General features: G+C 59.9%; 10 protein-coding genes. 8 read left to right on the plus strand and 2 right to left on the minus strand.

All coding sequences use genetic code 11. The annotated features are described in order from the left end of the window. Positions 1–146: 146 nt before the first annotated feature. Positions 147–3,572, plus strand: a complete 3,426-nt coding sequence (locus Enr13x_RS09170; RefSeq protein ID WP_145385731.1) for a DUF1553 domain-containing protein — start codon at positions 147–149, stop codon at positions 3,570–3,572. A gap of 106 nt (positions 3,573–3,678) precedes the next feature. Beyond that, the gene (locus Enr13x_RS09175; protein WP_145385733.1) at positions 3,679–5,139 is read left to right on the plus strand and encodes a DUF1501 domain-containing protein; all 1,461 of its coding nucleotides are present in this window, start codon (positions 3,679–3,681) and stop codon (positions 5,137–5,139) included. Here Enr13x_RS09175 and Enr13x_RS09180 read toward each other — a convergent pair. Then, a complete protein-coding gene (locus tag Enr13x_RS09180; protein WP_145385735.1) occupies positions 5,120–5,827 on the minus strand; it encodes a hypothetical protein in 708 nt (235 codons plus the stop codon). The two genes, Enr13x_RS09175 and Enr13x_RS09180, sit on opposite strands and share 20 nt — an antisense overlap. Before the next feature lie 643 nt (positions 5,828–6,470). On the opposite strand from Enr13x_RS09180, the gene Enr13x_RS09185 reads away from it, so the two are divergent. From Enr13x_RS09185 to astB, 3 genes are all read left to right on the plus strand, one after another. Beyond that, positions 6,471–7,520 carry an arginine N-succinyltransferase gene (locus tag Enr13x_RS09185; RefSeq protein WP_145385736.1) on the plus strand — a complete coding sequence of 350 codons (1,050 nt, stop codon included), beginning with the start codon at positions 6,471–6,473 and terminating at the stop codon, positions 7,518–7,520. Continuing rightward, positions 7,517–8,965, plus strand: a complete 1,449-nt coding sequence (astD, locus tag Enr13x_RS09190; protein WP_145385738.1) for a succinylglutamate-semialdehyde dehydrogenase — start codon at positions 7,517–7,519, stop codon at positions 8,963–8,965. Before Enr13x_RS09185 ends, astD begins: the two co-directional genes overlap by 4 nt. 140 nt (positions 8,966–9,105) lie before the next feature. Further along, positions 9,106–10,455 carry an N-succinylarginine dihydrolase gene (astB, locus tag Enr13x_RS09195; RefSeq protein ID WP_145385740.1) on the plus strand — a complete coding sequence of 450 codons (1,350 nt, stop codon included), beginning with the start codon at positions 9,106–9,108 and terminating at the stop codon, positions 10,453–10,455. A gap of 12 nt (positions 10,456–10,467) precedes the next feature. Here the strand turns inward: astB and Enr13x_RS09200 are convergent, their stop codons facing one another. Next, on the minus strand, positions 10,468–10,734 hold the full coding sequence (locus Enr13x_RS09200) for a DUF5658 family protein (protein WP_145385742.1): 267 nt from the start codon (positions 10,732–10,734) through the stop codon (positions 10,468–10,470). A 573-nt stretch (positions 10,735–11,307) separates the two neighbouring features. Here Enr13x_RS09200 and Enr13x_RS09205 point away from each other — a divergent pair. From Enr13x_RS09205 to Enr13x_RS09215, 3 genes are read left to right on the plus strand one after another with little or no spacing between them, the layout of a single operon-like run. Further along, entirely contained in the window at positions 11,308–12,483 is a 1,176-nt protein-coding gene (locus Enr13x_RS09205; protein WP_145385744.1) for a redoxin domain-containing protein, read from the plus strand. A 9-nt stretch (positions 12,484–12,492) separates the two neighbouring features. Beyond that, positions 12,493–13,026: a hypothetical protein gene (locus Enr13x_RS09210; RefSeq protein WP_145385746.1), complete on the plus strand. Its 534-nt coding sequence runs from the start codon at positions 12,493–12,495 to the stop codon at positions 13,024–13,026. Positions 13,027–13,084: 58 nt separating this feature from the next. Continuing rightward, positions 13,085–15,157 (plus strand): hypothetical protein, encoded by a 2,073-nt coding sequence (locus Enr13x_RS09215; protein WP_145385748.1) that lies wholly within the window; start codon positions 13,085–13,087, stop codon positions 15,155–15,157. Positions 15,158–15,161 lie beyond the last annotated feature (4 nt).

Consider the following 15,161-nt stretch of genomic DNA (forward strand, 5'->3'; position numbering starts at 1 on the left):
GGGGCAGCGGCTTCGGGGACGGCGGCCTGCGGAGTGGCGAGATGCCGGTGGGCGGATTTTTGTGCTGCGGGGTTTCGGGAGTCGACTTGTGTTTCGGGTATACTAACGTTGCCCGCCACCCTTCCAAACGTTCAACGTTCCCACCTATGCGACTGACACGCGTTTTTTCGGTTTCCCTGCTTTACGGCTTGGTTTCATCCCTCGCACCGGCAGGGGAAACCGCGGTCGATTTCAACCGCGAGATTCGGCCGTTGCTGTTCAATCGTTGTGTCACGTGCCATGGCCCCGATGAAGCGGAGCGGGCCGCGGGGTTGCGTTTGGATACCGCCGACGGGGCGCACGAGGACCTGGGCGGCTACGCGGCCGTGGTGCCCGGCGACCCCGAGGCCAGCGAGCTGATGGCCCGCGTGACCAGCGACGACGAAGACGTGGTGATGCCGCCGACCGGGAAAGGCGATCCGCTGAAACCGGCCGAGGTCGCGTTGCTGCGAAAGTGGATCGAACAAGGCGGATGCTACGCCAGACATTGGTCCTACGAAGTCCCCGTCCGCCCACCGCTTCCGAAGGTGTCCGACCCGGCCTGGCCGACCGGCCCCATCGATCATTTCACGCTGGCACAGATGGATGCCGCTGGCCTGCATCCCGCGCCCCAAGCCGACCGTCTGACGCTGGCCCGCCGGTTGGCGATCGACCTGACGGGATTGCCGCCGAGCTGGGAGCAAGCCCGAGCGTTTGCTGAGGACGATCGCGCCGATGCGTACGAGATCTACGTCGACTCGTTGCTCGCCAGCCCGGCATTCGGAGAACGTTGGGCGAGGGTCTGGCTAGACCTGGCCCGCTACGCCGATTCGGCAGGTTACGCCGACGACCCGCCACGCACGATCTGGGCCTACCGCGACTACGTGATCCAAGCGATCAACGACAACATGCCGTTTGATCAATTCACGATCGAACAGATTGCCGGCGACTTGCTGCCCGACCCCAGCGACCGGCAACTGATCGCCACCGCCTTTCATCGCAACACGTTGACCAACAACGAAGGCGGTACCAATGACGAAGAATTTCGCAACGTCGCGGTCGTCGATCGGGTCAACACGACGATGGCCGTTTGGATGGGCACGACCATGGCCTGCGCCCAGTGCCACACCCACAAGTACGATCCGATCACCCAAGACGAATACTTTCAATTCTTCGCCTTCTTCAACAGCACCGAAGACGCGGACAAACGCAACGAAAGCCCGCTGCTGGAAGTCTGGAGCGATGATCAGAAACGCCGCAAAGTCGAATTGTCTCAGCGTATTGAATCACTGCAAGCGAAACTTTCCGCCCCCTCGGATCAAGTCGACCAAGAACGTGAACAGTGGTTGGCCCGGTTTTCTTCGCCGCCCGATTGGCGAGTCGCCGACGTCGCCTCGATCGACGCCAAACGCCGGCTGGAGACGACCGATGACGGATGGATCCAGGCCTCCGAAGACGAACTGAAATCGGACACCTACCAGATCCAAATCTCCACCTCGGATGAACCCGTCACAGGCATTCGGCTGGAGACTTCGAAATCACAGAAACGAAACTTCGTGATCTCCCAGCTTCGTGCGACCTGGACGCCCAAGCAGCTCGCTCCGGTCCAGGCCCAATTCGTTCGCGTCGAATTGCCAGGCAAGTCGCGATTTTTGCACCTTGCAGAGATCGAAGTGTTCAGCGAGGGCGAAAACGTCGCGCCGCGAGGCAAGGCGACCCAGAGTTCAACCTACGCCGATGCCGTCGCCGCGCGTGTCAACGACGGCGAGACCGCAGGCGACTACCACAAGGGTTCGGTCCAACACACCAACGGTGAAAAAGATCCCTGGGTTGAAATCGATTTAGGCGAAGCGATGCCGATCGAAAACCTGGTCCTGTGGAATCGAACCGATGGAGGCGCCGGAATCATCGAACGATTGAACGGATTCACGGTGTCTCTGCTGGGCAAGAAACGAGACGTCGTCTGGACGAGCAAACCCGAGACCCCTGCCAAAGCAATGCATGCCCTGTCCCCCACCGGACTTCGAAGCGTCTCGTTCAGCCATGCCTCGGCCGATCACGAACAAAGCGGATTTCCCGCAGTGGCAGTCTTGCAAACAGCGACCGATTCCAAGACAGGCTGGGCCATCGCACCCCAGGTCGGTCGCCCCCATCAATTGACGTTGTCGCTCGATGCACCGACGCCGGCGGCCGAAGGTGTGCTGACGGTTTCGATCGCACAAGAATCCGAGCATGCAGGTCATCTGCTTGATCACTTCCGCTTGTCCGTCAGTTCAGACCCGAACCTGACCCGCTGGGCAACGTTGCCCGTCCCGATTCGTCGCATCATCGCCAAGGGCAAAGACCGCTGGAACGAGAAGCAGGCGTCGCAAGTTGAGGAGTATTTCCGTGGCATTGCACCGGCGCTGAAACCTTGGCGTGATGAGCTTCAAGCGGCGCGTGACGCACTGGCCGAGATGAAACCGATGACCAGCGTTCCGGTGATGAAGGAGCTGCCCGCCGACAAACGCCGCGTCACCCAGGTGCAACTGAGGGGCAATTACCAGAGTACCGGCGACGAGGTCCGCGAGGGCACGCCGGCGGCGTTCCACCGGATCGCCCATGCCGACAACCCCAGCCGCCTGGATCTGGCGCACTGGTTGGTCGACCCGGCAAACCCGTTGACGCCGCGGGTGATCGTCAATCGGCATTGGGAGCAATTGTTCGGCATCGGTATCGTGGAGACGAGCGAAGAGTTTGGGTCACAAGGTGAGCTGCCTTCCCATCCGCGTCTACTGGATTGGATGGCGGTCGAGTTTCGCGAAAGCGGCTGGGACATCAAGCGATTGATCAAGTCGATGGTGATGTCCGCGACCTATCGGCAAAGCAGCGTGACCACGCCGGAATCGATCGCAGCCGATCCGGCCAACCGACTGCTCGCACGGGGCCCAAGATTCCGCGTCTCGGCGGAGATGGTCCGCGATCAAGCGTTGTTCGTCAGCGGACTGTTGAGCGACAAACAATTCGGGCCGCCGGTCAACCCGCCGCAACCCGAGCTCGGGTTGAAAGCTGCGTTCGGATCGGCCACCGACTGGAAAACCAGCAAGGGGGAAGACCGCTATCGGCGCGGGTTGTACACGACGTGGCGTCGCAGCAGTCCCTATCCGTCGATGGCTCAATTTGATGCACCCAACCGAGAGGTCTGTACGGTCCGGCGGATTCGAACCAACACCCCGCTCCAGGCGTTGGTCACGATGAACGATCCGGTGTATGTCGAAGCGGCTCAGTCGTTCGCGCGAAACATGATCCGGGCGGCGGACTCGGCCGAGGGAAGGATCCAATACGCTTTCCAGACCGCGTTGATTCGGCCGCCCCATGCCGCGGAGATCGAGCGTCTGGAACAACTCGTGACCGCAGCGACTGAGACCTATCGCGAGTCGACCGACGATGCGATGAAGATGGCAACCGATCCGATCGGTGCCCTGCCCGACGACGCCGACCCGGCCGAGTATGCCGCCTGGACTGTGGTCGCCAATGTGATTTTAAATTTGGACGAACTGTTGATGAAACGATAAAGAGAATCGATCGCGCTGATTCGATTCTCCCCCAACGTCGTTCAATCCTCCCTGCGTGGCAGGGTGATCGATAATCCTTTCAAGCCCCAGCAACCTCTAGACCGCCATGGACCCCCGAGTTTCATACCTTCAAACGCGCACCCGCCGGCATTTTTTACAGCAATCCGCTGCCGGGATTGGCTCGATGGCATTCGCGTCGTTGCTGGCGGGGGACGGAGATGCCGCCGAGTCATCGGCAGCACGGGCGAGTGATCCGCTCGCCAGTCGGCCTCCCCATTTCGCGCCCAAGGCGAAGCGGGTGATCTACTTGCACATGACCGGATCGCCGCCGAACCTGGACCTGTTTGATTACAAGCCCGAACTGGTTCAACGCAGCGACCAGGATTGCCCCGACCAATTTCTCGCCGGGCGTGAATTCGCCTTTACCTCTGGAACCCCGAAGCTGATGGGTTCGCCACGCACGTGGCAGCGCGTCGGCAAGTCGGGCATGTGGATGTCCGATGCGATTCCACACTTTCATGATGTCGCCGACGAGATGTGCGTGGTTCATTCGATGCACACCGATCAATTCAATCACGCGCCTGCGGAGTTATTGGTCTACACCGGTTCGCCGCGTAGCGGACGGCCTTCGATGGGATCTTGGATCACCTACGGACTGGGAAGCGAAAACGAAAATCTGCCCGGGTTTGTCGTCTTGATCTCCAGCGGCGTCCAACCCAACGGCGGCAAAAACTCCTTCGGAAGCGGTTTTTTGCCATCGGTTTATCAAGGGGTGCAGTGCCGATCCAAGGGTGACCCCGTGCTCTATTCGTCGGACCCGCCGGGGATGAGCCGCGCGACCCGCCGCGCGACGCTTGATGCGTTGGCGGATTTGAATCAAATGCAAGCCGAACAGATGGGGCATCCGGAAACCTTGACGCGGATCTCGCAGTACGAACTGGCATTCCGAATGCAAACCTCGGTTCCGGAGGTGATGGACATCTCGGCCGAGTCACAGAAGACGCTGGATGAATACGGTGCGACGCCGGGGGCATCGAGCTTGGCCATCAATTGTTTGCTCGCCCGCCGGTTGGTCGAATCGGGGGTGCGGTTTGTGCAATTGTTCGATTGGGGCTGGGACTTCCACGGCACGCAAGCCGGCACGGGGCTGACCGACGGCCTGACCAACAAGTGCGCAACGATGGACAAGCCGATCGCGGCGCTCATTCGCGATCTCAAACAACGCGGGCTGTTGGAAGACACGCTGATCGTCTGGGGCGGTGAATTCGGTAGAACACCGTTTCGCGAGGGCCGGACGGCCAAGAGCAAGATTCTGGGCCGAGATCACTACCCCGATGTGTTCACGATGTGGATGGCCGGTGGCGGAGTGAAGGGCGGATTCGAGTATGGTCAGAGCGACGAGTTGGGATTTGGTGTCGCGGAAAACCCCGTGCACGTACACGACCTGCAAGCAACGATCCTGCACCAATTGGGCTTCGATCACGAACGGTTAACGCATCGATTCCAGGGACGTGATTATCGGCTGACCGACGTGCATGGACACGTGGTCAAAGAGTTGTTGGCGTGACTGAATCGCTCAAGTCGATGACTTTCGTGATCTTGGGTTCGTAGTCGTTATAGCCGGATCCACCGTGCGTTACTTCAATGCGCCAGGTCTTACGTATCGGATGCCCTCCCTTGGTGGCCGAGTGGACCAAAACGTGGACCGAAGTGTCAGAATGATTCTCGGGTTCGTTCACGACGGACCAATCGGCGATGCTGTACAGTCGTGACGGACGCGTGTGTGGGGCCCAGTAGTCGGTGCCATCACCACCACGTCGTTGTTCATCCAGCCAGTCTTCAACATGGTCGACCGCCAGTCTCGAATAGTATCCAAGCGGGTCGCTTAAGTTCTCTGCCATCCGAATCTTGGGAATCAGCTGACTCGTTTCCCAATCGTAGTCTGACCCGATCGTGACACGGTAGTGATCCGGCGGCGTGGGACGTCCGAGCCGGTCCAACCGATGGATCATCAGGTTGACATGGCTGGCCGACGATTCCTGGATCTGCCACTCGGTCAGCGATCTGAAATGAAGCGGATCCCTGGTTTTCTCCCAGTATGGTTGAGTATCACGTCCCGCCTTTTCAGCCGTCAGCCAATCCTCAACCAGGGCTTCACAAACCCGTCTTTGTCGATTCGTATCGTACTGTCCCAGGTAACTGAGGACGCCGAAGGGGATCAAAAAGACGGTGGCCAACAAGGCGAACGTGCGCATCGTGTATTTTTCGGACGTGGCGGGGGGTGGGTTCGTCTAACCATGCCTCACGCTGCGCAGAAATGTCCCGCCAACTGTCAATGCGTGGTTGGAATGTTTTTCTCGTTGAATTGTCTATGGAGGTCACGCGGAATGATCGAGCTATTTGGACCAGACGTGTTGAGCGGAATAGAATGGCAGGGTTAAAACGGTTTTCGCAGTCGTTGGTGTCTAGACTTGGGGCGGTTTCCGCTCGCTGCTTTGCAGCGAGCAGCGACCGCCCAGAAGGGCCGTCGTACGCGAGGAGCGACCGCCCGGAAGGGCCGTCGTACTCGGAGGAGCAACTGCCCGGAAGGGCCGTCGTACGCTGAGGAGCGACCGCCCGGAAGGGCCGTCGTACGCTGAGGAGCGACTCCCCGGAAGGGCCGTCGTACGCGAGGAGCGACCGCCCGGAAGGGCCGTCGTACTCGGAGGAGCGACCGCCCGGAAGGGCCGTCGTACGCTGAGGAGTGACCGCCCGGAAGGGCCGTCGTATGCAGAGGAGCGACCGCCCGGAAGGGCCGTCGTACTCGGAGCAGCGACTGCCCGGAAGAGCCGTCGTAACTGGAGCAGCGACCGCCTGATTGACGGTCAACATCGCCTTGCTTTCCCTAGGATCCCTTCGATGCACCACATCCGGCTCGTCCGACCGCAAGACCTGGACGCCCTATTTGACTTGGCCGGACAGTCGACGTTCGGGTTGACCACCCTGACGCCGGATCGCGAGCGGCTGGCCAAGCGAATTGAAGAATCGGAGTGTGGCCAGTCACCGTTGCTGGTGTGGGTCGAAGCTGCCGAGCAACGCGTGATCGGGACCGCGGGCTTGTTCACCCACGTCGGCGATTCCGCCAAGGGTGAACCGTTTTATGCGTTCCGGTTGGAACGCAGCATCCATCGATCGGAGGCGTTGAACGTTCGGACCGAAGTCGACACATTGCATTTGGCAAAAATCTTCGACGGGCCGACCGAATTGGGGACGTTGTTTTTGCATCCAGCATTCCGGGGTGGTGGAAAAGGCCGCGTGCTGTCGCTGTCGCGATTCATGCTGATCGCTCGCGACCCCGAGCGTTACGATCGTCAAGTCATCGCGGAAATGAGGGGCGTGATCGACCAGGACGGGCGCTCTCCGTTTTGGGACGCCGTCGGCCGCCACTTTTTTCAGGTCGATTTCCCGATCGCCGACACCCAGTCCTTTCGAGACAAACAGTTCATTGCGGAGTTGATGCCGAGCCATCCGATCTATGTACCGCTGCTTCCCCAGCAGGCCCGCGAGGTGATCGGCAAGGTGCACACCAACACCGAGCCCGCGTTACGATTGCTTGAATCCGAGGGCTTTCATGAAGCACAAATGGTCGACATCTTCGACGGAGGACCGTGCATTCGTTGTGACCGCAAGGCGATTCGGACGATCGTTGAATCGAGCCACGTTGAGCTGGCGGGTGTGTTCACCGAGAACGAAGACGCCGTGATGGACACGCTGGTGGCGACCGCCGAGGGTCCCTTTCGTTGCATCGGTTGTGCGACGCGTCGGTCAAGCGATGGAATCCAACTGCAGCAACAGGATGCCGAAAATCTGGGCATCTCGGTGGGAGATCCTTTGATCGTCTCGCCACTGAAGGGAACGGCCAAAGCATTTTGGAGCGGCGAACCGTCTAGCGAGAGGAAACCTTCATGACCGCATCATCCGAATCAACACCGCCATGGGTAGCCTGCTTTCCGGGAACCGATGAAGTGGTTTGGGAAGGAACTGTCGCGACAGAGAGAGACGTCGCCGACGCAGTCTCAAACGCTCGGTCCGCACTTGCGTCGTGGCAGACCACGTCGGTCGAGGAACGTATCGCCGTGGCGGAACGATTTGCGGCGACGGCGACCGAATGCCAGGACCAGATCACGCAACAGATCAGTCGCGAAACCGGTAAACCCGATTGGGAAGCCGTCGGCGAAGCGAAGCTGGTTCCCGCGAAAGTCAAGTTGGCCATCGAAGCCTATCGGGAGCGGAGTGGTTCGCAGCGGATCGATCTACCGCAAGGCATCGGGCGCGTGGTCTATCGCGGTGTCGGCGTCATGGCGGTGCTCGGCCCGTTTAATTTCCCCGCGCACTTGCCCAACGGACACATCGTTCCGGCGTTGATCGCGGGAAACACGGTCGTGTTCAAGCCCAGCGAGATGACGCCGGGCACGGGAGCGTTGTTGGCCGAGCTCTGGCAATCGGCCGGGTTGCCGTCCGGCGTGCTGCAAATCGTTCAAGGCGACGGCAAGGTCGGCGCCACACTGGTGTCGCAAGCGGTCGACGGCGTCTTGTTCACCGGCAGCTATTCCGCCGGTTGCGCGATCCATCGGTCGTTGGCGGGCCGGCCCCAGGTGTTGTTGGCGTTGGAGATGGGTGGCAACAACCCGGTGGTCGTTCATCGGGCCAACGATCTGGGCGCCGCGGCCTATCTGACCGCCGTTTCGGCTTTCGTCACCGCCGGCCAACGCTGCACCTGTGCGCGGCGGTTGGTCTTGGTGGACGACGCCGACGCGGAACGGCTGTTGGAAAGGCTGATGGAGCATTGCAAGACCTTGCGTGTCGGGTTGCCCGGCGAGGATCCCGAACCGTTCATGGGGCCGTTGATCTCGACCGCCGCGGCCGACCGAGTGCTCGACGCCCAAGACAACCTGCTGCGTGGTGGCGCGACGGCTCTGGTTGCGGCACAACGTGATCCCCGTAATCCGGCCCTTGTCCGCCCCGGTTTGATCGACGTGACCGGCATGGACGATCGAATCGACGAAGAGGTCTTTGGACCGCTGCTTCAAGTCATTCGTGTCGCTGACTTTGATGCGGCGATTGAAGAAGCGAATCGAACGGCGTACGGATTGTCGGCGTCGTTGTTGTCCGATGATCGCGAGAGGTTTGACGCCTTTCGCAAACGCATTCGTGCCGGCGTCGTCAATTGGAACCAAGCGACCATCGGCGCCAGCGGTCGTCTACCGTTCGGCGGTCTGGGCGCGTCGGGCAACCATCGCCCCAGCGGCTATTTCGCGGCCGATTACTGCAGCGATGCGTCCGCGATGCTGGAGTCGGATTCGCTGTCGATGCCTGCGACGATCATGCCGGGAATTGAGATCGCGGTGCAGTGAATCGTTGCTCGACTTCGACGGAGTGAGAGTGACGATTCACCGATCGACCTCCCCTCGCTGCGCTCGACCCTCCTGCCAGGAGGGTGACTTTAAAAACCGCCGGCCTCCACACGGGAGGGTTACTTCCAATCTTGATTTCTATGACCAACACGACTGCTCCCACCACCGTCGAAGTGAACTTCGATGGTCTGATCGGACCGACGCACAACTTCGCCGGCCTGGGGCCGGGAAACCTTGCCTCGTGGTCGCATCGTCGTGCACCAAGCAATCCTCGCGCTGCGGCTCGTCAGGGGCTCGCGAAAATGGTGCGGCTGCGCGCGTTGGGGGTGCCCCAAGCTTTGTTGCCTCCCCAACCGCGTCCCAACCTGGCCCTGTTGCGACGGTTAGGGTTTAGCGGTGACGACGCGGCGGTGTTGGCAACGGCACAGAAGCACTCGCCACATTTACTGGCGACCGCCATGTCCAGTTCCAGTATGTGGACGGCCAACGCGGCAACGGTTTGTCCATCGGCCGATGCCGCCGATCGACGTGTCCATTTCACACCGGCCAATCTGGTCACCAGTTTGCATCGGGCGAGTGAAACCGACATCACGGCGATGCTGCTGAAACGGATCTTTCCCGATCCACGGTTCTTTGTGCATCACGATGCGGTACCGAGTTCGACGGAGATGGGGGATGAAGGCGCCGCCAATCACACGCGATTCTGTGACACGTTCGACGCCCCCGGCGTGCAGATGTTTGTCTACGGATCAGACAGTCGCGGCGATGACGCGTCGGGGCCCAAACGGTTTGTGGCCCGACAATCGAAAGCGGCCGGCGAAGTGATCGCTCGCCTTCATCGTCTGCATCCAGACCGAGTGGTCTTCGCAAAACAAAACCCGCGTGCCATCGATGCCGGTGTGTTCCACAACGATGTCATCGCGGTGGGACATCGTCAACTGCTGTTTTGCCATGAACAAGCCTTTGAGCAACCGTCGAGTGTGATCGAAGACTTGCGACGGGCGACTCAAGATGCGATTCGAATCGTCCAGGTTCCCGAGGAACGCGTCAGCCTGGACGATGCCGTTGCAACCTATTTGTTCAACAGCCAGATCGTCACGACGGAAAATGACGAAACCGTATTGGTCGCCCCGGAGGATTGCCGACGGCACGCCGGCGTGCACGCGTTGCTGGGCGAATTGGTCGAGGGAAAGACATTTGACCGAGTCGAATATGTCGATCTGAAGCAGAGCATGGACAACGGCGGCGGGCCTGCATGTTTGCGGTTACGCGTCGTTTTAACTCCAGACGAACTGGCATCAGTCGCGGCAGGCGTTTTTCTAACCGATCAGCTTGTAACGCAGTTGGAACACTGGATCGATCGGCACTATCGCGAATCGCTCACCGCGGCTGACTTGGCTGACCCCGATTTGATGAAAGAGTCTTATCAAGCGTTGGATGAGTTGACCGATCTAATCGGTTTGGGAGCGATCTATGACTTCCAAACGTGAATGTCGTGTGGTTCAGAGATAAAACAACGGATAGTTAATCCATGCGATTGCGACACCCAAATAGATCACGCTCGCGCCGATACAACCGGCTTCGGTAAGTGCCAATTGTCGCCCGATTAGAAAAGCGGAAACCGAACCGATCACCATGGTAACTTTGAAGACACGCAGTCCGGCTGGACCATGAAAGTTCAAGACCCAGTCGGCGATCGGGTTCGCTTCATAGAGGATGCCGGCATGATAGGCCATCAAAGTCATCTCAAGATCGAACCAATTCAGCATGGCCAATACCAGTGCAAAGAGGCCAACGCGTTTTCCGCGACGAGTCGTAAAGATTCGCTCGGGGCTAGTTGGACAACTGATTGATGGGCATGGTGTCACGACCGGTTCTCCTCTCTGGCTGAACGCCCCAACTTGGTACACACAGGTCGTCCCGATGCACATCATCGAGAATCAACGTTGCGTTGGTGATGTTCGCTACGACGCATACGTCGTGCCAAAGCGTGGGACACCGGTCGACTGATCATCCACGGCGGCCGGGTTGAACATGAGTTTCCGCTCATTCGGTGCCGGAATTTGCTGTAATCGGGGTGGGGGACTTCTCAGAGTTGGTCTTTCAGGGTTCACGTTGATCGTCAATCCTGCGATGCCAATGCGTTGGCTACTTGGAACCCTCGCATTGCTTGCGTTCGGCTTTTGCGGTTCGAATCGTGGGCGAGCGTCGCTGGGCCAACCGCGGGACTGTGTCCAAGGTGTCATGAACCGCAGACCGCAAAATGCTCTGCGAGATCCGCTACAATCAGACGCACCGAAATCCGAATTGATCTCGCCACCTTCCCCGTCGGAGTGATCGTGATGCCCAAAGTTCTGCTCGCATGCTTGGCGCTATGCTGTGTACCCGCGTTGTCCGCCGCGGCCGATTTCCCGCCCGGTCTGCAAACCCTGAAAATTGGCGACGCGGCACCGGATTTCAAATTGCCGGGGATCGACGGGCGCGACTGGACACTCAAAGACTTTGATGACGGCAAGGTGTTGATCGTCTACTTCACGTCCAACCATTGTCCGGTCTGTCACGCCCACGACCCGCGTTTCATGGACTTGGTGCGTGAAGTCGAAGGCCGGGGCGTTCGGGTGGTTGCGATCAATCCCAATTCCGGCGACGGGCTTCGGCCCGACGAATTGGGCTATTCCAAGTACGACGATAGTTTCGAAGACATGACGCCGTATGCAAAGGACCATGGATTCACGTTTCCGTATCTGTACGACGGGGCCACGCAAGCGACGGCGAAGAAATATGGCTGCTTGGCGACACCCCACGTGTTTGTCTTTGATGCCCAACGAACGTTGCAATACAAGGGCCGCTTGGACAACTCACGCTATCCAGACCCGGCGTCGGTCAAGTCACGCGAAACACGTGACGCGGTGCTGGCGCTCTTGGACGGCAAACCCGTCCCCGTCCCGGTGACCAAACCGTTCGGCTGTTCGACGAAGTGGCGTGAGAAGATTGTCAACGTGGAAGCGGACGAGACGCGTTGGCAATCGGCGGAGGTGACGCTGGACGAAATTGATGCCGCGGGTCTGGCCAAGTTGGTCGAAAACAACACCGACAAATACCGCTTGTTCAATGTCTGGTCCACGACGTGTGCGCCCTGTGTCGAAGAGTTTCCGGGACTGACGCGTGTCTCACGGCGGATGGGGTTGCGAAAATTTGAACTGATCACGATCAGCACCGATCTGCCCAAAAACCGCGACCGTGTGGTCGCCTTTCTGTCGGCAAACCGGGCTGCACTGCCGGCGCGATTGAAACCCTCGCTGGCGTCCGAAGGCCGAACGTCGAACAATTATCTGTTCACCGACCCGGATGTGGATGCGTTGATCGCGGCCTTGGATCCCCAGTGGGAAGGCCCCGAGCCGCACACCGTTTTGGTTGCGCCGGGCGGCAAGATTGTGTTTCGTCACAATGGGATGATCGGCGAAGCGGAACTGCTCGATGTGTTGTTGGCCGAGATGAAAGAAACCTATCTGGAGTGAGTCACGGTGATGATCAAACCATCCTTGGTTGTTTGCATGCTGCTGATTTGTTGCGGCTGTTTCCCACCCCCCGCTTCGTCGCCGGCATCGGCTCAAAAGCGCCAGGCCCAGGCGGTCGCCGATCGTGAGGAGGAATTGGCGTTCCGCGATCAGTCGGGCAACATGGACTGGCGGAGCCGGGTCGATGCGGCCAAGCAATTGCTCGAGCAAGCCCAGTCCAATCGTCGTTGGGGACAATCGCAAGCGGCACTGGAGCAGGCGTTGGATGCCGCACGATTGATGCCGCCGCCGGGCAAGGATTTTGACTTGGAAACCGAATTGGCCGAGCTGCGGGGAGAACCGGCGGGCGGCGCGGAGGATGCATCGGCCGAATCCGACTTGGGGGGCGAAGGTCAAATCGCCGCGACCGGGTCGGGCGTGACCAACGCGGAGGTCCGGCAAATGCGAAAAGAACTCGAAGCCTTGCTCGAACGGCTGGAAGGGAGTACCGGGCGGACCAACAGCGAACTAAGCTTGGAGCGGGATTTGATCGAGATTCAGTGATCCAACGCGGCGTGATCGCGCGGCGGTTGGTGTTGTCTTCCAAGCCTGCGGTGTCCCTTTGATTCAGCGAAATGTCGACCCTGTCCTCCACCGCTTGCAGCGTGCACTGGAAACCGGTGCGTCACGCGAAGAGGTTGCCGAAGCCTTGGCCGCGGCGGAGTCGGCGGCCGAACAGTCGGGCGAGGAGTTATCGCCGCTGTTGCGGTACCGCGCCGACGAATACATCCAGGCCGAACGCATGCTGGAACGGCGTCGGCTGATGTTCGCCGTCGCCTGTGTCGTGTGCCTGTTTGCGACCGTCGTCGGCGCGTTCGGATTGACCACCCTGGACCGGATGCGGACGCTGGTCGATCACGAGGCCGAATTTGACAAACTGGTCGCCGCGGAATCTTGGGACGAAGCCTCCAACTTTCTCGAACAGCTCAGCGAAGACACGCGGGCCGAACCTGCCTTCGTCCGCGGCCGAGAAATGGTCGACCAAGCGATCGCCCGCGAAGCCGAACGGAAGGCCGAATTCAAACGCTTGGCCGATCAAATGCGATCGTCTGCCACGACCGACATCGATGCGGATGACGTCAAACGATTGAACACGTTGGCACGGAGCGACGAGGAACGGCAGTTCGCCAGCGAAATGCTTGCCAAAGCGGAGGAGCAACGGTTGCAACGAGAAGCCGCCAGGGCGAATGACCAGACGCATGCCTTTGAGATGCTACAGGGCAAAGTCGAACGCTTCCTGCGTGTCGAATCCCAGGAACTTTCTGACGACGCGCGGTCGGCTCGACGTTTTGAGTTGCAACAAGAACTGGGGCGTTTTGCCGCCGACCATCAACTCGGCAATCCGGAATTGAGCGAAGCAGCCAAACAGGCCGCCAAAATGCTCGCCACGTCCGCCCAACAGGAAAAGAAGCAGACCGACCGCGACAAACGCGTCGACGCCATCACGCGAGCGGTGGGAAAGACCCAACGCTACAAGCGGGCCATCGAGCAATTTACCGACGATTGGCCCCGAGACGCGTTGGCTCAGCGGCTGCAGCGAGAGGCCCCGAGTGCCGATGCCATCGACACCACGCTTGCCTGGATCGATGTTCTGAATCATCCCGCCTATCGTCAGCCGCAATCGGTCGACGGCGCATTGGCTCAAGACTGGCTGGCGACTCTCAAGCACGCCGAATCGCTGGAGCCCACGCATCCGTTGGCCGTCCAAGCGACCCGCTGGCGAGCAACGTATCAAACTCTTGCCGGCTGCGACGAGGCGATCCAAGCATTGCGTGATGCGTTTCGGTCACCGCTGGTCCATCGCATCTATGTCTATCCCGATCCCAGCGGCAGCGTGTTCTATTCGGAACAAGCACCGGATCGAAAGTCGCCACGGGCGCACCTTGTTTCGGTTCTGTTGAATCCTTCACTGGAGCGTGAAACAAAAAACTTTGGCTTGCGGTTTCGCGAGGACGTGCTGCCCAAGGTTGCCTTGTCGGGGCACAGCCAATTCGCCGCCAAGGTGGCGCCGAGCGTCGCCGACGTCACGGTCACCGACTTCACGCCCGTCGCTTATCGATTGATCAGCGAGTTGCGAACGTTTCAGAGCGAGCCGGCGTTTGATCCGATCTATCGATTGATTTGGATGCGACGCGTTTTGGAGATTGCCGTGCGGGGAAGCGTTCCGATCAAGTCAGCGTTTGGTGACTGGCTTGAATCCTTGCACGCGTCCGATTTCGACTGGGACACGAACTGGTTGGCGTCCGACCCGGAAGACGTGGATCGTGTGGTGAAGGTGACCCAAGCAAGACGCCTGCTCGAAAGCGTGGACGACTGGGACAAACGCGTCGAACGGATGCTCGCCGAGTTCAAAGCGTTCCGCAGCCCGCGTCCGTCGCCGCCGCGTTGGATCGGCTGGGTGTCCCTGGAGGGGGAAAACTACGAAGCGGTCCTCAGCGAGCCGGCTGATTCCGATCCCCTGGTCGTCTTTTCGGTCGATTCACAATCGGGACGGACGAAACGCGTCGACCTCGGCACACTGCAGACATCGAAGCCGCCACTGATGACCGATCCTGACGCCCAGCAGTGCGGCGCGATCCTCTGTGTCGTCCCACAACGCTCCGTCTCGTCCGCTCCCTCGACAACCAGGAACTGATCAA

It is taken from the genome of Stieleria neptunia (genome assembly GCF_007754155.1).
Classification (GTDB): Bacteria; Planctomycetota; Planctomycetia; order Pirellulales; family Pirellulaceae; genus Stieleria; species Stieleria neptunia.

Coding starts and splice junctions, on each gene's coding strand:
- Enr13x_RS09170 (WP_145385731.1), top strand. CDS start 147: ATGCGACTGACACGCGTTTTTTCGGTTTCCCTGCTTTACGGCTTGGTT.
- Enr13x_RS09175 (WP_145385733.1), top strand. CDS start 3,679: ATGGACCCCCGAGTTTCATACCTTCAAACGCGCACCCGCCGGCATTTT.
- Enr13x_RS09180 (WP_145385735.1), bottom strand. CDS start 5,827: ATGCGCACGTTCGCCTTGTTGGCCACCGTCTTTTTGATCCCCTTCGGC.
- Enr13x_RS09185 (WP_145385736.1), top strand. CDS start 6,471: ATGCACCACATCCGGCTCGTCCGACCGCAAGACCTGGACGCCCTATTT.
- astD (WP_145385738.1), top strand. CDS start 7,517: ATGACCGCATCATCCGAATCAACACCGCCATGGGTAGCCTGCTTTCCG.
- astB (WP_145385740.1), top strand. CDS start 9,106: ATGACCAACACGACTGCTCCCACCACCGTCGAAGTGAACTTCGATGGT.
- Enr13x_RS09200 (WP_145385742.1), bottom strand. CDS start 10,734: ATGCTGAATTGGTTCGATCTTGAGATGACTTTGATGGCCTATCATGCC.
- Enr13x_RS09205 (WP_145385744.1), top strand. CDS start 11,308: ATGCCCAAAGTTCTGCTCGCATGCTTGGCGCTATGCTGTGTACCCGCG.
- Enr13x_RS09210 (WP_145385746.1), top strand. CDS start 12,493: ATGATCAAACCATCCTTGGTTGTTTGCATGCTGCTGATTTGTTGCGGC.